Origin of the sequence: Paenibacillus sp. BIC5C1, assembly GCF_032399705.1 — a bacterium.
Taxonomy (GTDB): domain Bacteria; phylum Bacillota; class Bacilli; order Paenibacillales; family Paenibacillaceae; genus Paenibacillus; species Paenibacillus taichungensis_A.
This window is the reverse complement of sequence record NZ_CP135922.1, coordinates 3,959,587-3,977,525: the sequence shown is the minus strand read 5'-3', so window position 1 is coordinate 3,977,525 and position 17,939 is coordinate 3,959,587. Positions and strand designations below refer to the sequence as shown.

Annotated in this window: 19 protein-coding genes; all 19 read left to right on the top strand. The window is 48.2% G+C overall.

What is annotated here, in order from left to right:
* Nucleotides 1–198: 198 nt before the first annotated feature.
* The 19 genes from RS891_RS17655 (at nucleotide 199) to RS891_RS17565 (ending at nucleotide 17,939) form a co-directional block, all read left to right on the top strand.
* Nucleotides 199–666, top strand: coding sequence for a hypothetical protein (locus RS891_RS17655; protein ID WP_315792657.1), 468 nt, complete (start codon nucleotides 199–201; stop codon nucleotides 664–666).
* A complete protein-coding gene (locus RS891_RS17650; protein WP_315792655.1) occupies nucleotides 663–1,739 on the top strand; it encodes a CehA/McbA family metallohydrolase in 1,077 nt (358 codons plus the stop codon). Before RS891_RS17655 ends, RS891_RS17650 begins: the two co-directional genes overlap by 4 nt.
* A complete protein-coding gene (locus tag RS891_RS17645; protein WP_315792654.1) occupies nucleotides 1,736–2,488 on the top strand; it encodes a glycerophosphodiester phosphodiesterase in 753 nt (250 codons plus the stop codon). The genes RS891_RS17650 and RS891_RS17645 overlap by 4 nt, the downstream gene beginning before the upstream one ends.
* The gene (locus RS891_RS17640) at nucleotides 2,473–3,537 is read left to right on the top strand and encodes a LacI family DNA-binding transcriptional regulator (RefSeq protein ID WP_113054294.1); all 1,065 of its coding nucleotides are present in this window, start codon (nucleotides 2,473–2,475) and stop codon (nucleotides 3,535–3,537) included. Before RS891_RS17645 ends, RS891_RS17640 begins: the two co-directional genes overlap by 16 nt.
* Nucleotides 3,513–4,337: an ABC transporter permease gene (locus RS891_RS17635; RefSeq protein ID WP_113054293.1), complete on the top strand. Its 825-nt coding sequence runs from the start codon at nucleotides 3,513–3,515 to the stop codon at nucleotides 4,335–4,337. The genes RS891_RS17640 and RS891_RS17635 overlap by 25 nt, the downstream gene beginning before the upstream one ends.
* Before the next feature lie 42 nt (nucleotides 4,338–4,379).
* A complete protein-coding gene (locus RS891_RS17630; RefSeq protein ID WP_315792651.1) occupies nucleotides 4,380–5,420 on the top strand; it encodes an ABC transporter ATP-binding protein in 1,041 nt (346 codons plus the stop codon).
* A gap of 14 nt (nucleotides 5,421–5,434) precedes the next feature.
* Complete coding sequence (locus tag RS891_RS17625) at nucleotides 5,435–6,598, top strand: extracellular solute-binding protein (protein WP_113054291.1); 1,164 nt, start codon at nucleotides 5,435–5,437, stop codon at nucleotides 6,596–6,598.
* On the top strand, nucleotides 6,595–7,434 hold the full coding sequence (locus tag RS891_RS17620; RefSeq protein WP_064637527.1) for an ABC transporter permease: 840 nt from the start codon (nucleotides 6,595–6,597) through the stop codon (nucleotides 7,432–7,434). Before RS891_RS17625 ends, RS891_RS17620 begins: the two co-directional genes overlap by 4 nt.
* A gap of 184 nt (nucleotides 7,435–7,618) precedes the next feature.
* Nucleotides 7,619–8,158, top strand: coding sequence for a glycerol-3-phosphate responsive antiterminator (locus tag RS891_RS17615; RefSeq protein WP_064637529.1), 540 nt, complete (start codon nucleotides 7,619–7,621; stop codon nucleotides 8,156–8,158).
* A gap of 144 nt (nucleotides 8,159–8,302) precedes the next feature.
* Nucleotides 8,303–9,016, top strand: coding sequence for a glycerophosphodiester phosphodiesterase (locus tag RS891_RS17610; protein ID WP_315792645.1), 714 nt, complete (start codon nucleotides 8,303–8,305; stop codon nucleotides 9,014–9,016).
* Nucleotides 9,017–9,034: 18 nt separating this feature from the next.
* Nucleotides 9,035–9,868, top strand: coding sequence for an HAD-IIA family hydrolase (locus tag RS891_RS17605; protein ID WP_315792643.1), 834 nt, complete (start codon nucleotides 9,035–9,037; stop codon nucleotides 9,866–9,868).
* A gap of 38 nt (nucleotides 9,869–9,906) precedes the next feature.
* Nucleotides 9,907–10,743 carry a metallophosphoesterase family protein gene (locus tag RS891_RS17600; RefSeq protein WP_315792641.1) on the top strand — a complete coding sequence of 279 codons (837 nt, stop codon included), beginning with the start codon at nucleotides 9,907–9,909 and terminating at the stop codon, nucleotides 10,741–10,743.
* A gap of 24 nt (nucleotides 10,744–10,767) precedes the next feature.
* Nucleotides 10,768–11,856 (top strand): ABC transporter ATP-binding protein, encoded by a 1,089-nt coding sequence (locus RS891_RS17595; RefSeq protein ID WP_315792640.1) that lies wholly within the window; start codon nucleotides 10,768–10,770, stop codon nucleotides 11,854–11,856.
* Nucleotides 11,853–12,725 carry a carbohydrate ABC transporter permease gene (locus tag RS891_RS17590; protein ID WP_315792638.1) on the top strand — a complete coding sequence of 291 codons (873 nt, stop codon included), beginning with the start codon at nucleotides 11,853–11,855 and terminating at the stop codon, nucleotides 12,723–12,725. The genes RS891_RS17595 and RS891_RS17590 overlap by 4 nt, the downstream gene beginning before the upstream one ends.
* Nucleotides 12,726–12,743: 18 nt before the next feature.
* Nucleotides 12,744–13,568, top strand: a complete 825-nt coding sequence (locus tag RS891_RS17585; protein WP_064637538.1) for a carbohydrate ABC transporter permease — start codon at nucleotides 12,744–12,746, stop codon at nucleotides 13,566–13,568.
* Nucleotides 13,569–13,592: 24 nt separating this feature from the next.
* Nucleotides 13,593–14,903, top strand: coding sequence for an ABC transporter substrate-binding protein (locus RS891_RS17580; protein WP_113054285.1), 1,311 nt, complete (start codon nucleotides 13,593–13,595; stop codon nucleotides 14,901–14,903).
* A gap of 226 nt (nucleotides 14,904–15,129) precedes the next feature.
* Complete coding sequence (locus RS891_RS17575) at nucleotides 15,130–15,648, top strand: hypothetical protein (protein ID WP_315792637.1); 519 nt, start codon at nucleotides 15,130–15,132, stop codon at nucleotides 15,646–15,648.
* 180 nt (nucleotides 15,649–15,828) lie between these two features.
* Nucleotides 15,829–16,569 carry a type I methionyl aminopeptidase gene (gene map / locus RS891_RS17570; protein WP_063568306.1) on the top strand — a complete coding sequence of 247 codons (741 nt, stop codon included), beginning with the start codon at nucleotides 15,829–15,831 and terminating at the stop codon, nucleotides 16,567–16,569.
* Nucleotides 16,570–16,733: 164 nt separating this feature from the next.
* Complete coding sequence (locus RS891_RS17565; protein ID WP_315792634.1) at nucleotides 16,734–17,939, top strand: phosphoenolpyruvate hydrolase family protein; 1,206 nt, start codon at nucleotides 16,734–16,736, stop codon at nucleotides 17,937–17,939.

The following is a 17,939-nucleotide window of genomic DNA, read 5'->3' as shown; positions in this document are numbered from 1 at the left end:
AAAAAGATAAAAAGACCGGTCTTCTTTTAATAGAAGTCTGGTCTTTTTTGCATTTACAGAATATTAACACGATGCAGATACAGATCTGATTTTTTGCGCGTAACATAAGTATTGGTTGTGGGAACGGTCCCACATTCAGAAAAACATGCATAACGTAAGTCATGAAGATAACGGAATAATGAAAGGTGGTGCGGCGCAATGAAGCTGCTGGATCTACAAGGATATGCATCTCCGGAGGATTCCAAAACACATATCCGCATTCCGTTTGAATTGGAAGAGGGCTGTGGAAAGCTGAACCTGCGATTACAATATACGCCGAAGAAGCTCGAAAATCGGGAGAAGGCAATGCGATTGCTCAAGGACAGTTACGATCTATACATTTTGCCGGAACATCGGGAATACGCGATTGCCAATGCTGACCGGCATCTCCCTCTGAAAAATCTGATCACACTCTCGCTGGACGATGCACGGGGATATCGTGGGGCATGCCACCGCCAAGACGAGGTACAGGATCTATACGTATCGGAGAGAGAAGCTTCTCCCGGCCTTATGGCGGGCGAGCTGGTTCCGGGGCCCTGGAGCGTCACATTAAGCCTGCACTGTATCGTGACCGATACGTGCGCTTACCGGCTGGAAGTCTGGACGACAGAGGAGGACTCGATATGAAGTGGTTCGCCTGTGAACTGCATACACATACGCTGCACAGCGATGGCAGTCAGACGCTGGGAGAACTGGCAGAGGGAGCAGTCAATCTGGGCTTTGACGCCATCGCGCTGACCGATCACAATACGATGTCCGGCTTAAGCGGCAAAGCGGAAATCGAGCAGAAATACGGACTGCGAATCATCCCCGGCATGGAGTGGACCACTTTTTACGGCCATATGGTGACGATAGGGCTGAGTGCTTTTGCCGACTGGCGTCAATCGAATCGGGATGGAATCGATGAGGGGATCGAGAACGTGCATCGCCTCGGTGGAATCGCCGGGCTTGCTCATCCCTTCCGAATCGGCAGTCCGGCCTGTACCGGTTGTTTCTGGGAATACGAGATTGGGAACTGGTCCGCAGTCGATTACATTGAAGTCTGGTCCGGCACGTTCCCTTCCATTCAAACGAACAATCGGCGAGCATTTGATCTTTGGACTCACAAGCTGAATGAAGGATATCGGATTGCAGCCACTTCAGGCAGGGACTGGCATGCGCAGGGCGATACAGACGATCCGATCTCGGTTACGTACCTCGGCATCGAAGACAACGCAGTGGCAGGGAATGAGGGATCGACAGCCCTTTCGCTCCATGAAGAAACGCTTATCCAAGCGCTGCGGGAAGGGCGTGCGTCCGTAACGATAGGTCCTCAGCTGACCCTGACGCTGGAAGCTGGAGGTGCACTCTATGCAATCGGCTCTACGGTTCCAACGGTAGTCGAGAAACGGGAAGCTGCAGAGGAGCCGATCCGGGCGAACTTGCTGCTGGACTTTTCGGTACGCACCGGACTGTGGTCGCTACAGAAGCAGGTCTGCAGATTGAAGCTGTGTTCCAATTTGGGCGAGGAGCTTAATCTTGAAGTTCCGTTTTCATTGGATGAACAGTTGATGCAATTTGAAGCACAACTGAGGGAGTCCGCTCCAGATATCCCCCGCAGGTGGATTCGTGCCGAGCTGTGGGGAACCGTACGAGGAGTCCATGTGCTGATTGCCTTTACCAACGCGATCTATTTCGAAGAAGGAGGATTCCAGCGATGAACAAATTCCCCCTGATCACAGCCCATACTGGCTGCATGGGCCATCCAGATCATTCTTTCGAGTCACTTCAGGCAGCCATAACACTTGGCGTAGATATTTACGAAGACGATATCCGTTCGACTCGGGACGGCGTGCCGGTGCTCGCCCACGATGACGATATTACTTTGGCAGATGGAAGCTGCTGCAGTCTTGCAGAAATGACACTGAAGGAGTTGAACAACGCTAGACTAGCGCCTATTCTAACGCTTCAGGATGTGCTTGAGCAGATACGCGCAGCTGGTAAAATTATGAATCTTGATATCAAATCAGACAGCGCTCTGGAGCCGGTCTCCACCCTGGTGAATCGGATGGATATGGAGGAGATGGTGTTTCTCAGTGGCTGCGATTACGGGTCAGCGGTTAAAGCTAGCCAGTACGCTCCAAGCATCCGCAGGTTGCTTAATGTGAACATGCAAAGCTTCGGGAGTCTGAGCTACGACGAGGCAGTGTTCAAGGCGTGTGCAAATGCTCGCGAAGCCGGCTGCTTTGGAATTAACGTGCCATATCAGGTTGTCCAGCCAGTATTAATGGAAGCTGTGCAGCGGAGCGGCCTGGCTATCTACGTCTGGACGGTTATGGAGGCGGACGACATGCGGCGACTAGCACAGTTGGGCGTGGACTCGATAACAACCCGTGATCCGGAGAAGCTGATTGCCGTCCGGGATGAAACGAATTTTGCAAAGGAGAATAGGGATTGGACAATAAGTTGAATCATAGTCTGCGGGAGCTGGCCCAACTGGCCGGTGTATCGAAATCGACCGCTTCTCGGGTGATTTCCGGAAATGGATACGCGAGTCCTGAAGTCCGGGATCGTGTTCTCAAGGCGGTCGAGCAGCTTCGCTACAAGCCGAGCGCCGTCGCCAGAGCGATGGTTGCCAAGCGTACCTACAATATCGGAGTTATCGTTTTCCGTGACAGGCTGCCGATTGTGTCCCACACACTGTATGGCAGAATCATTGACGAGATACTGATGTCCGCTGAAGAGATGGGCTACTCGATTTTCCTGAAGACCGACCGGGAAATGTCGCTGCGCTCCACCGATTATATGCTGGAACAGCGGGTGGATGGACTCATTCTGGTCAGTCGGCTGCAGAAGAACGTCATTGATTACGTCAAAAACTTCAATATCCCATATCTGATGGTGAACGGATCGACGGAAGATCCGGACGTCGTGCATCTCGTTAGCAACGATGAGGCCGGTGGAGAACGGGCGGCACAGCATTTATATGATATCGGACACCGCAAATTCTTTATCATCGCCGGACCGGGTGAGCATCGGAGCCACTCACTGCGATTGGAGGGCTTCCGAAAGCGGCTTGAATCCCTCGGCGTTAGTTGTGAACAAGACGGGTTTATCGTCGTCGAGTCATCGGAATCAAGCTTTGATTCCGGTCGGAAGCTGATGGAAGAGCATTATGTGGCCTTCCGCGAGGGTCGATACAGCGCTCTGTTCAGTACAAATGACATGCTTGCACTAGGGGCGATGAAGGTGCTGATGGAACGCGGAGTCAGCGTTCCGGAGGAAGTATCCGTTATGGGCTACGACAATACCGAAGTGGCCGGCATGTACCACCCATCGCTGACTACCGTCAGCGTGGATGCGTCTGGTATCGGTCGAGACGCAGTATCGATTCTGGATCGTCTGATTAGCGGCGAGGGGAGTGTGCCACGCCTGATTGAATACGAAAGCGAAGTGATTGTCCGTCAATCGACGAATGGAAGGGAGGACGGAACATGTCCTGGTACTGGAAACACGTAGGTCCGAGAAGAATAATCGAATTTGTGCTGCTGACCGTGTTCGCCGTTTTTTTCGCGGGTCCGCTGGTCAACCTGCTTGTACTTGCCTTTAGCGAAAAGTGGAATTATCCGGATATTCTGCCTCAGGTATGGGGCTTCAAATGGTGGGAGTTCGTACTGGCGAAGGACGATATTGTCTCGTCGATCTCACTGTCATTCCTCATTGCTACTCTGGTGACCCTGCTGTCCATCGTCGTCTGCATCCCAGCAGCGTATGCCTTCGCAAGACTCCAGTTTCCGCTGAAGCGGATGTTCCTGTTCTCATTCCTGCTGACGCACGCTTTTCCGAAAATGGGGTTGTACGTCTCCATCGCGGTTCTTTTCTACCGGATTGGATTAATGAATACGCTGCTCGGCGTTGTGCTGATCCATATGATCAATGTGCTGATGTTCATGACCTGGATTCCAACCTCCGCCTTTCGCAACGTGCACCGGGCGCAGGAGGAATCGGCGCGTGACGTTGGGGCAAGCCCCTTCAAAGTGTTCCGCAGCATCACCCTGCCAATGGCGATGCCCGGCATCATGGTCGCTTCAATCTTCACGTTCCTCAATTCGCTCGATGAAGCGCAGGGGACGTTCCTGGTCGGTATTCCGGATTACAAAACAATGCCAATCGTCATGTACTCCATTATTTCCGACTTTCCGAGCAGCGCCGGAGCCGTATTCTCAATCATCCTGACGCTGCCGACCATTATTCTGCTAGTGGCAGCCCAGCGGCTGGTGAGTGCGGATGTGCTGGCGAGCGGTTTTCAAATGAAATAAAAGTGTTTCGGTCGATATACCGAAGCAAAGGGAGGCAGAAGTATGCAGTTGTCTGTACGAGAGTTAGCCAAACGTTACAAAACGGGTGACGGGGTCAGCGGCATCAACATCGATATCGAAAAAGGCGAACTGGTCACCCTTCTTGGTCCCTCAGGGTGCGGGAAAACTACCGTATTACGGAGCATCGGCGGATTTCTCGAACCGGACTCTGGTGACATTTTGATCGAGGGCAAGAGTGTCATTCAACTGCCACCGGAGAAACGGCCGACCTCGATGGTGTTTCAGAGCTATAACTTGTGGTCGCATATGTCGGTATACGACAATCTGGCGTTTGGCCTGAAGATCCGCAAAATGCCGAAGGAAGAGATCCGCACAGCGGTCGAGGATGCGCTCAAGCTGGTCCGACTGTCGGGTTTCGAGAAGAAATATCCGGCCGAGCTTTCGGGTGGACAGCAGCAGCGGGTTGCGCTGGCTCGGTCGCTGTTGCTAAATCCGGCGGTACTGCTGTTGGACGAGCCTTTCTCGGCGCTGGATGCCAAGCTGCGGCACGAAATGCGTGAGGAGCTACGTGAGATCCAAATGAAGACCGGGCTGACAATGGTCTTTGTCACGCATGATCAGGAAGAAGCACTGTCGTTGTCCGACCGCATTATCGTCATGAATCACGGACGCATCGAGCAGATTGCTCATCCGCAGCAGATTTATGATGAGCCTGCTTCATTATATGTCGCCGGTTTTATAGGCAAAATGAATTTCCTTAAGGGGGTGGCGGAAGGGGAGAGCATCCGGATTGGACATCTTAGCCTGCCGAACGAGAAAGGGTTAAGCGGACAGGTGACGGCTGCGGTCCGACCAGAAGACGTACAGGTGAGCAGTACTACGATGGTTGAAGGTACACTGGCGGGCAAGGTCAAGCAGGTAATGATTCTTGGACATTACGCCGAAGTTACCGTGGAACTGGTGGAATTCGGCATTATACGTGCTTTTCTGAACAAGGAATTGGTTGTGCAGCTGCAGGTAGGAAAAGACGTCGGCGTCTCGATCTCGAAAATGACCGGATTTCCGGTCGATGAATCGAACTGAGGAGGATGAATGATATGCGTATGAAAAAGCCATTTTTATCATTGTTGACTGTTGTGGGATTATCAGTGTCATTGCTGGCCGGGTGTGGAAACGGAAGCGAGGTTAAAAGTACCACCACCGGGGGGAACGCTGCTGCATCGAGCGATCCGGTGAAATTTAACTTCTACTTTACGGGCTCTCAGAACGTCAAGGATCTGTGGGATTCACTGGAGCCAATGTTTGAGAAACAGCATCCGGATATCGACGTGAATTTGGTCTATATCCCGTCCGGTACTGGCGCTGAGCCGACCTACGACCGGATCGTGGCCGCCAAGAAAGCGGGTAAGGGCTCAGGAGACATTGATCTGTACGAGGACGGAATCACCTCCGTCGCGCAGGGCACAAAGGATGGTGTTTGGGAGCAACTGAACGCGAAAGACATTCCTAACCTGAGCAAAGTCAACACAGACACGATGAAGGACGTGGACAACTTCGCTGTTCCGTATCGCTCGTCCGCCGTGGTTCTGGCCTATGACAGCAGCAAAATCTCCAATCCACCAACTACGCTGGACGAGCTGTTGCAATGGATCAAAGCCAATCCTGAGCAGTTCGCCTACAATGACCCGTCAACGGGTGGTTCCGGCAGCTCGTTCGTGCAGACGATTGTCTATAAGGACCTGCCGGAAGAAGACATTCACAACTCTGATCCGGCGATCATGGAGAAGTGGGACGGCGGTTTCGACACGCTCAAAGAAATCGGACCGTATGTCTATGGGCAGGGAATCTATCCGAAGAAAAACCAGGGCACGCTGGATCTGTTGATGAATGGCGAAGTATCCTTAATTCCGGCCTGGTCCGACATGGTGTTGCAGCAGCTGAACGAAGGTTTGTTGCCGGATACAATTAAGATGCAGCAGATCACGCCGGGCTTCAACGGGGGACCAACATACCTGATGGTCAACCAGGAGTCGGACAAGAAGGAAGCGATCAATGAATTCCTGAACTTTGTACTGTCCCCTGAAGCTCAGGAAGTGATCGTTGACAAAATGAATGGTTTCCCAGGCATTGAACTCTCCAACATGTCACAGGAAATGCAGAATAAATTCGACGGTGTGGCAGAAGGCTTCCGTACGTTCAACATCGGGGATCTGGGCACGGAAATTAACAAACGCTGGCAGAGCGACGTTGCTGCGAAATGAGTAAGGAAGCTAGACAGTCGATCACAGGCCTGGCGATGGTGCTCCCCTCCTTCGCTATCCTGTTGATCGTCGTCATTATTCCGATTGTTCAATCTTTCATCATGAGCCTAAGCAACGGTTCAGGCGGATACGATCTAAGCCGTTATACCTATCTGTTCACAGATAAGGGGATGCGAAGCAATATCGTATTTACACTTAAGGTGACTGCCATTACGTGTGTTGCCGTGATCTTGGTCAGCTACACGTTGGCGATTTATATGCGCTTCAACCAGGGGCCGATCGTTAATCTGATTCGTAAAACGTACATGATTCCGCTGTTCATCCCTGGTGTCATCGCAACTTATGGTTTAATCAACTTGCTTGGCAATCATGGTTGGCTCGCCCGAATGCTTGAAGTGGTCGGAATCACGCTGCCACGCATCATTTTTGACGAGAAAGGGATTATCATCGCCAACCTATGGTTCAACATTCCATTTACGACAATGCTGCTCAGTTCCGCGCTGTCGGGCATTCCTTCATCGATCATTGAGAGTGCAAAGGATGTGGGTGTAGGCAGGCTGACGCTGTTTACCCGGTTTATTTTCCCGCTGTCGTACAAGACATTCCTTGTTGCCCTGACCTTTGTCTTCATGGGGGTTATTGGCTCTTTCACTGCGCCTTATCTGATCGGAGCCAACTCTCCGCAGATGCTTGGTGTTTCCATGCAGCAGGTCTTCAGCGTTTTCCAGGAGCGTGAACAAGCCGCAGCGATTGCTTTCTTCTCATTCCTGCTCTGCTCGGTGCTGGGTGCTTTCTACATCCGGTCAATGGCGGAAGAGGAGAAGGCGAAAATTTAGACGGGGTGTCAAAAGCCGAAGTGCTCCTTTATAGGGGGCGCTTTTTTTTGATGGGAAAACAGGATCACGACTTTCTCTATTTGACAAAGGTGAAAATTAACAACCCGTTTACATCACAATGATACATAACGAATACTTTAGCTTTAACATTTAAGAAGACAAACGAGGGAACGAGGACTGACTCATGAATAATTATCCCATCATAGCCTCCATTACGACAGATGAACAAATTTCACGAGCTATAGCAAGCGATGTGCAGCGAGTTATTCTGATGACAGGTAACATTACCAATCTGGGTTCAATCATAGAGAGTCTGCATCAAAGTGGCAAACAGGCATATGTGCATACCGAGATGGTGTCGGGGATTGGACGAGATGCCTCAGCAATTCAATATCTTGCAGATGTGTTCAACATCGACGGGATCGTGACGACAAAGAGCAACGCAGTTTCTGCGGCCAAGCAAGCGGGAATATTAAGCATTCAGCGCATATTCGCCATTGATACGGCAGCAATAACGACAGCGGTTCGTATGATTATGAGCTATAAGCCTGATGAGGTTGAACTGATGCCGGGGTTGATGCCTCGAGTCATCCAAGAACTAAAAGAACGAATCTCGCAGCCATTGATTGTGGGTGGCCTTATCCGGTATGAGGAAGAAATACAACAAGCATTAAAGAGCGGGGCAGATTTTGTTTCAGTAGGCCATGAGAAATTCTGGAATTAATTAATTTCATACATTTATCCTTGGGTGGAGACGACGAGAAAACCCGGTGGTAAGTAAATCAATACAACCTTGATGTTGAAGGAGGGTGATTTGCTGCTGGGTTTTTTGTGTTGTCCAAAAATATATAACAGGAGGTAACAGAGCATGATCATTCAAGCAGTTGCTCATCGCGGCTATCCAAGTAAGTATCCTGAAAATACAATGTCTTCCTTTTTAAAGGCGGTAGAGCTTGGTTTCACACATCTCGAACTGGATGTTCATCTCAGCAAGGATGGAATTCCAGTGGTGATTCATGACCATACGCTTGACCGCATGACAAATGGAACAGGCAGAGTGGCTGATTATACTGCTTCGGAGCTGCAATCTTTAGAAATCAGGCAAGATGAACATATTCCAACCCTTGAAGAGGTGCTGCGTGCTTTGAAGGGTAAGATTCAACTTAACATTGAGCTTAAGCAGATGGGAAGCTATTACCCTCTTTTGGAGGAAAGGGTGCTTGAAGTTATCGAGGAATTGAGCATGCTGGATCAGGTGGTCATTACGTCATTTGATTTCGATGCCCTGGAGAAGATCAGGGAACGATCTGGCGATGTGCGTATCGGTCTCATTACCTTCGGCTGTTCGAAAGCTATTCTGGACTGGTCATTAGAGATAGGTGCGACGTTCTTGTCCATACACCATGCTTTTGTGACCGAGCATTACATTCATCAATGCAAAGAATTAGGAATCCAGTTGATGGCGTGGACAATCAACGAGACTTCCGTCATGAAAAAATTTCAGGAGTATCCGTCCGTATGGATCTGCACTGACGAACTGGAAAGCTTCATCGATGTATTGGAGTTGTCCAGCTCATTGTGAGCGGGCAGGATTAACGTCATGGAAGATGTATATGCTTACGATGCTTATTGCTTTGATTTGGACGGGACGATCTATATTGGCCAGATGAGGCTTCCTGGCGTGAATAGCTTCATAAACAGCTTGCGGTCAAAAGGCAAACGCCTGCTGTTCCTTACCAATACTCCTGTTCATACCAAGGAAGATTGCTACCAACGCCTGCTGAGTTTGGGCATTTCGTGCCAGCCTGATGAAATTCTGACTGCAGGTTACCTGTCGGGAATGTATTTTGCAGAGCATGCGCCGGACGCCAAGGTGCTGGTTGTAGGTGAGGAGGCTTTGCGGAGGGAACTTCGGGCACTTGGGATAGCCATGACCGAAGATCCATATCAATCAACACATGTGTTAGTCGGAATGGATCGGGGATTTAACTACGATAAGCTCCATCTGGCGGCCAAAGCAGTTCGGCACGGAGCGGCTCTGCTTGCAACTAATCCGGACAACTGTTGTCCCGTTCAAGGGGATATCATTCCGGATACAGGAGCCATTCTAAGCTCGATTGAGGCGGCCAGCCAGCGGAAAGCATCGGTCGTGATTGGCAAGCCTTCCCGCTATTATGCAGAGAAGGCACTTCAACTATTGGATGTGGATCGCAGCAGATGCCTCATGATAGGTGATCGGCTGGAAACAGATATTTTATTTGGACAGCAAAATGGAATGAAGACTGCGCTCGTGCTTACGGGGATCTCTTCAAAAGAGGATATCGGAAAGACAGATATCGTTCCGGATTATATATGGCCTTCATTTAACGAATTCATCATGGAGCAGCAGGTCTATCCAAAGCCTTCCGATGTGATGCATGTGGAGAAGGCTTGAACCACAAGGTATACAAAATAAAGATGGAGGTGGCGTTTATGCGTCTGGCATTACTTGGTGATCTTCACTATTCAAGCATGAGTCACGGGACGGAAGAAATGAGGGCTGCAAGAGTCCGGGCATATGAGCATATGTTCAAGGCTTTTCTGAAGGAGGATGCGGACTATCATATCTCAATTGGTGATTTAACGCATGAAGGAACGGCTCAGGAACTTCGATCCATTTTCTCCATGCTTGCAAAAAGTGAACGGGAATTCATTCATGTGCTGGGTAATCATGATACGTATTCGCTGCCAAAGCATGAAATTTCCATGATAACAGGTCAGGTGCGCTACCGGGCTATTGATACGCCTCACGTCAGGTTGATTTTTATGGATACTGCCCAGGAAATGAATCGAGAGGATTGGGGAGGGGAGCTAGACGAAGAGCAGCTGACATGGATTAAAGGCCAAATTGCCGATTCACATGAAAAGCAAGTACTCGTCTTCGGGCATCATCCGGTATTTGATACGACTGCGCGCTCGACATTAGATAAGCTTTACATCCGCCCCCAGGATGAACTGAGGAGCATATTCAACAGTCGACCGGAAGGTGGAATCTATTTTTGCGGGCATAACCACATGAATTCCATCGTTAAGCAAGGAGCATGGCATTATGTACAGACTGCAGCTTGTCTCGATGTACCAGCATACCGCGTTATTGAAGTTCATGAGGGTGAAGTAATAATAACTCACCAACGTATGCTGGATACTGATCTCAGTAATGATATTCAGAGTTTTTGTCTTGATACGCCCGGCTTTGGACCTGTTGCTAATGCATTGGGTGAAGAAAACGACCTTATCTTATCCGTTCGAATAGCATCGGCCACACAATAATGTGAAGAAAAAGGAGGGAATGTCGTGGCTCAAATTGTATTAAAGCAGATCGAAAAAAGCTTCAAGCAGGACAAAGTTATCGAAGGTCTCGATCTGACCATTGAGGATGGTTCCTTTACGGTATTGGTCGGCCCGTCCGGCTGTGGAAAATCGACGACACTCCGCATGATTGCAGGACTTGAGAAAGAAACGGGTGGTGAAATTTGGATTGGGGACCATCGTGTCAATGAGGTAGAGCCGGGCAAGCGTAATGTGGCGATGGTATTTCAAAACTATGCATTATATCCAATGATGACAGTTAAGGAAAACATTGAGTTTGGATTAGTAAATCGCAAGGTGCCTCGGCCCGAACGTGAGCGACTGATCAAGGAGATCACCGAGGTCGTCGGCCTGGCAGAGTATTTGCATAAGAAACCCCAAGCTCTGTCCGGAGGTCAACGCCAGCGGGTTGCCTTGGCTCGGGCCATGGTTAAAAGTCCCGCAGTCTTCCTGATGGACGAGCCATTATCGAATCTGGATGCCAAGTTACGCCATCAGATGCGCACGGAACTGATTCAGCTTCACAAACGGCTGGGCGCAACCTTTGTTTTTGTAACTCATGACCAGGTTGAGGCCATGTCCATGGGAGATCGCATCGTCATCATGAATAAAGGGCGTATTCAACAAGCAGACAGTCCTATGAAAATCTACAATGATCCGGATAATGTTTTCACAGCGCAGTTTATCGGTACACCGCCGATGAATGTTATTGATCGTGAACGTATCCTGCCTTTTTGGAATGGGCAGCTTCATGATGATATTGGCCATATTGGCTTTCGACCAGAGAAAGCAACGATGACGCTTGAAAACAGACCGCAGACCGGGCATATTCAGTTCTCAGCTCATATCATGACACGCGAGACACTGGGAGCAGAGATCATCTATCAACTGGATTCCGCGCTTGGACTTATCGCCGTGAAGAGCTTCTTGAAACCGTTGGAGTCAGCTTTCGAGGTAAACATCATCGTGTCTATGCAGGATCTGTACTATTTTGATCGGAACGGTGTGCGTGCTCGTCAGCATGAGCTGTCCGAAACGGGAGAGCTGATTGTCCTGGGAGGAGGATATTCATGACTGTCTGGTCCAAGCTCCGTCCCTATGTATTGGTGGCTCCCTCCATCACAGTATTCTCCATTTTTTTCCTTTATCCAATCTTCTATATGATCTTCTTAAGCTTTTACAACTGGGATTTTATTAATCCTGTCAAAGAGTTCGTAGGATTTAATAACTTTGTTGAATTATTTAAGGATAGTGCATTTCTTCAGGTGTTAAGTAATTCCTTGAACTATACGCTTCTTTCCGTATCCTTATCCATTGTGATTTCACTTCTGCTTGCGATCTGGCTGAATCGGGAAGGGGCATGGTACGGGTTTGTTCAGGGTGCGCTTTTCAGTCCACATATTGTTTCACTTGTATCGGTCTCCCTGGTGTGGATGTGGCTGATGGATCCCAAATTCGGATTGCTTAACGGTTTGCTTGATATGGTTGGTTTGCCCAAACTGGCATGGCTGAGTAGTCCAGACAGTTCATTACTGTCGCTTGTGCTTGTTTCGGTCTGGAAAGGCGTGGGCTATAACGCCCTCATCTTCATCGCGGGCCTCCAAAGCATTCCCAGGGATGTGTATGAAGCCTCAGCGCTGGACGAGGCCAATTGGTGGCGCAAATTCTACAAAATTACGCTTCCCATGCTTTCGCCGACACTATTCTTCTTAATCATCATTAATCTGATCAGTTCATTCCAGGTGTTTGAGACCATTGCCATTATGACAAACGGGGGTCCAATCAATTCAACCAATACGCTCGTCTTTTACATCTACGAGTATGGATTCCGCTATTTCAAGATCGGTTATGCATCGGCAGCAGGAGTTATACTGCTCGTTGTCGTTGGTCTGCTTACGCTAGTCTACTTCAAGTTGCTGAGCCGCAAGGTTCACTACCAATAGAGAGGAGAAGGGGAATTTATGGCAAGGAAGTCATTGCTACGTACGCTCAATATTACTGCCACAATAGCATTGGTTGCGATTTTTGCTATCCCTTTTCTATGGATGATTTCAACATCTTTGAAGTCTTACCCGGAGACGGTAATTTTTCCACCCAAGTGGATTCCCTCCAAGGTGATGTGGAGCAATTTCCAAGCGGCGTGGGAATCGGGGCCTTTTTTGAAATATCTAATGAACAGCGTTGTTGTATCGGTCAGCATACTCGTTCTTCAATTCACGACGATAATATTGGCGGCCTATGCTTTTGCAAGATACTCCTTCAAAGGAGACAAGCTGTTATTCGGGATTACGATGGTGACCTTGATGATTCCTGGTCAGCTCATTTTCCTACCTGTGTATTTGTTGATGAGCAAGTGGGGACTTATTAACAATTTGCTGGCACTCATTCTGCCCTTCTCTTCCAGTGCCTTTGGCATATTCATGCTCAGGCAGTCATTCAAGCAAGTACAGGAAGAGCTTATTGAAGCTGCGCGACTTGACCAGGCGCCGGAATGGAAGATCATTCTTAAGATTATGGTGCCAATGGCGCGTCCAACGTTAGTAACATTCGCATTGTTCAGCTTCATTGCACACTGGAATGATTATTTCTGGCCGCTCGTGATGACAACCTCCGATGCAGCAAGAACGCTTCCGATCGGGATCTCTAAGCTGCGCGAGGTTGACGGAGGAGCTGCCTGGCATATTTTGATGGCTGGAAACATGATTTTGGTCGTTCCGATTCTTATTGTTTTCTTATTTGGACAACGTCAAATTATTAAAGCATTTGTCTATTCGGGTGTTAAATAATCAGATTAACAGGAGGGTTTATTCATGAAAAAATTTGGATCTGTTTTGTTAGCGGCAACGCTTGCGCTTACTCTTTCAGCTTGTGGTGCTTCCAACTCCGATGGTTCAACCGGCGCTGCTTCCGGTAGCAATTCCAATGATACGGCCAACAAACCAATAGAGATTACATATTGGTACTCATGGGGAGACAAGATCGCCGAGAACAATGAGAACTTGGTTAAGATGTTTAATGAATCCCAAGATGAAGTGATCGTGAAGGCGGAATATCAAGGGACGTATGCAGATCAGCATTCAAAGGCACAGGCTGCTTTTGCAGCGGGCAATGCCCCCGAAGTATGGCAAAATGAAATTGCTTCAGTGGGTGTGTTTGCCGAATCAGGCATGACGCAGGAGTTGACTTCTTTTGTTGAGAAGGACCAGCTGGATATGGAAGATTTCATTCAAGGGCTAATGGGAAATTCCTATGTGAATGGAAAACTATATGCTCTCCCGTATTTACGCAGCACCCCGATTCTGTACTTTAATCGTACGATGCTGAAGGAGGCGGGACTGGATCCTGCTGGACCCAAGAATTGGGCAGAATTTGAAGATTATGCACGCAAGCTAACGATTAAGGATCAGCGTTACGGTATCTCGATGCCTGTCGATATTTGGCTTTATGAAGCTTTTGTAAGGCAGAGTGGAGGCACGATGATCAGCGAGGACGGAAAAAGTGCGGCATTTGATAATGAAACCGGCATTGAACCTGTGAAGCTGTGGCTCAAGATGAAGGATGAAGGTACTATGAGCATCGGTACGACCGATGATGCGGGTACGCAAGCCAAAACGGATTTCCACAATCAGCGTTCAGCGATGCTGTTCTCCTCCACTGCGGATCTGACCAATAATATGAAGGTTGCAGAAGAGCAGGGCTTTGAACTTGGAACGACATTTATGCCTGCAAATGATACGTTTGGAGTGCCGACAGGCGGTGCCAACCTGGTTATGACTTCTGGCTTGACTCCAGAAAAGCAGGAAGCGGCGTGGAAGTTTATCAAGTGGATGACCTCCAAAGAACAAACGATTTATGCAAGCTCCTTCACGGGCTATTTGCCTAGCCGAATCAGTGCAGTGGAGAGCGATGAAATGAAAAAGCTTTATGAGGAAAAGCCACTGTTCAAGGTGGCGGTAGACCAACTGGAATATGCGGGTCCACGTCCAATGCAGAAGGTTTATCCAGAGATTGGTGAGATGATCAAGAATGAGATTCTTCGTGCGGTTGTTGATTCTTCCGTTTCGGCAGAGGCCGCTGTAGCTGAAGCGGCGAAGAAGGCCAATGCCTTGCTGAATAAGTAGAGTTAGCATTTAAAGAGACCAAAGAGCTAAGCGGCATATGTCCCGCTTAGCTCTTTGCTTTTGTTGGTGGTGGGCTCCGCGAGATTTGTAGTTATATTTCCACTGCTATCATTTAATTTGATGAATTGACCTATAGCGAATACCGCACGTATGTCTCATTCGCACAGGCAAGTAGTCCACTTCTTGCGTAAACTGAAGTAGATTCAGTAGAGCGAGGTGAAAATCCATGGCTAAAACCAATGAAATACGCCTAAAGGCAAAGCGGTATAAGGCCCGGCCCGTCTGCGTGACTCTTCATAGTGGTGAAACGTACATCGGTTACATTTCTGACGTGAATAGCGGAGGCGTGGTGCTTACCGGGGGAGGAAAGTTATCCAACACGGTGGCCACAACCCACAGTTCCCCGCGTTCCAAAAGAAAGGGCGTTTCACGCAACAAAAACGGTCGTTCTCAGAACCGGAAACGGGTAAATGGTACACGTAAACCGTCTACCCGCTCGCGCGCAGTATCACGTGCGCAGGTTTCGTCCTTTCTACCGATGATGGGCTCGCTGTTTGGCGGGCTTGGTGGTGCGGCTTCGGCTGGAGGCATACTTGGCGGCGGCATGCGGCTATTCGGCATGATCCAGCAATTCATGCCGGTCATGAAAATGGGCTACGGCATGATCAAATCCATCCATCCATTTATGGGTGCCGTCAAAGGTCTGATGGCTCCGCCGAGTCAGGCCGGAGAAGAAGAGGTATAATGCGATATTCAGCCCCTTTGAAGACGGAAGGGGCTTTTCTTTTTTAGTGTCAATGTGTTATTGATAAATTGAGTTTCTAAAAAAAGTTGCGAAGCTTTGACCATTTGGATATGATTATCTAATTGATTGTTTCAGCTTATATATTTAATTGATGATAAAAGATAGTGAGGTCAGAAAACAATGATTGCAAAAACAGAAGAAGACTTTAATGGTTTGAAGGAAATTGGCAGAATTGTTGCCTTTATCAGAGATGAATTGGTACAAAGAACAGTTCCTGGCATAACGACGAAGGAACTTGATGATATAGCTGGAGAGCTTTTTGAGAAAGAAGGCGCAGTCTCAGCTCCAAAAAGTGCATATAATTTTCCTGGCTATACTTGCATTAGTGTTAATGAAGAAGTGGCACATGGTATTCCGGGGCAACGGGTTATTCAAGAAGGAGATCTAGTCAATATAGATGTCTCTGGCTCGAAAAACAGTTATTTCGCAGATACAGGAATCTCGTTTGTAGTAGGCGAAGGAGAAGAAGTGTTAACGAAAATATGCGACGTTGCTAAGCTAGCATTTGAAGCAGGTCTTAAAAAAGCAAAACCTGGTTCCAAAAAAAGCGGCATCGGAAAAGCGGTATTCCTAACAGCAAAACAGCATGGATTAACCGTAATTAAAAACCTTACAGGACATGGTGTTGGACGTAACATACACGAAGCACCTGACCATATTTATAATTATAACGATACATCGGATGATGAGTTATTAAAAGAAGGCATGGTTATTGCATTCGAACCATTTATCTCAACTTTAGAAGAACAAGTGTATCAAAAAGAAGACGAATGGACCTTTGCTACAGAAAAAAGCTATGTAGCTCAAGTGGAACATACGATTATCCTTACTAAAAATGGTCCGATTATTGTCACACAGTAACGAATCAAGAGCATTGTCTGAGGTCGATTTCCCAACTGGGAAATCGGCTTTTTTGATGCCCCTTAACAAAACGGTTCGAGGAAGGAGGGAATGAGCTATATGGAATGATGTACAATAATAATGAGGAGCAAAAACTACAATTGTTAAATTGTGTTGAGGAGCGGATGAGTTTGAACAGAACAGTCATACTGGAGCGTCTTCAATCACAGCTGCGCGAGGGAAATCACATCATCGGTGTCTCAACTGGCACGGGCATTACAGCCAAGTATGCAGCTCAGAATGGAGCGGATTTTATATTAATGCTGAACTCCGGCAAGTTTCGCCAGATGGGGAGGAGCTCTCTAGCCGGCTTTTTGCCGTTTTGCAACAGTAATGATATGGTGATGGATTTTGCGTCAAGAGAAATTGTGCCGCTGGTGAGGCAATCTCCCGTACTCTTTGGACTGAATGCGAATGATCCAACCATAGTATTGGCTGATTATATAGAGGAAATCAAGAGGAAAGGGTTTTCGGGAGTCAACAACTATCCTACAGTTGGCTTGATAGACGGATTGTTCAGAGAGGCTCTGGAGGAAGACGGAATAAGTTATGACATTGAGGTTGAGGCTATACGCCTGGCCCATCAACAGGATTTGTTTACGGTGGCGTTCGTATTTGATGAGCTTCAGGCAGCCCAGATGATTGAAGCGGGAGCAGATGTAATCTGTGCTCATCTCGGCCTGACCGAAGGCGGGTTATTGGGTGCACGGAAGGTTGTATCCTTGGAGGCCGCCAAATCAAAGGCGCTGCGTATTTTTGATACCTGCAATCAGTTTAAGCCGAATTTGATCAAGATGATTTATGGCGGCCCGGTAAAGACGCCGGTCGATGTCCAGTACATGTATAGCGACAACACAGATATTATGGGCTATATTGGCGGTTCTGCTTTTGAACGAATTCCTTCCGAGAAGTCGATTACGGCAATTACACGCGATTTTAAACGCCTGGGTAAACTGGATGAGGACGATTTTATGGTCAAAATGCTGAAAGGCATCACCCATCATTATGATTACGTTGAGTTTGTCAAAGAGTACGTGGCGCAAAACTACAGCAGTGAAATTGTTTTTTCGGATCTGGCCAAGGTTGCTCATGTTTCCCGCAGCTATTTGAGCAGTTTGTTTAAAAAGGAGGTTGGCTGCAGCTTTCAGACCTATCTGGTGAGTTTCCGCATAAATAAAGCCGTCACGCTTCTTCATGCGCCGCAGCTTCAATTATCCGAAGTGGCCGGAATGGTTGGGTATCCCAATTACGCACAATTCAGCAAAATGTTCAAAAAGCTTAAGGGTTGCTCTCCCAAGAAGTACAGATCTAACCTAAACACAAAAACATAG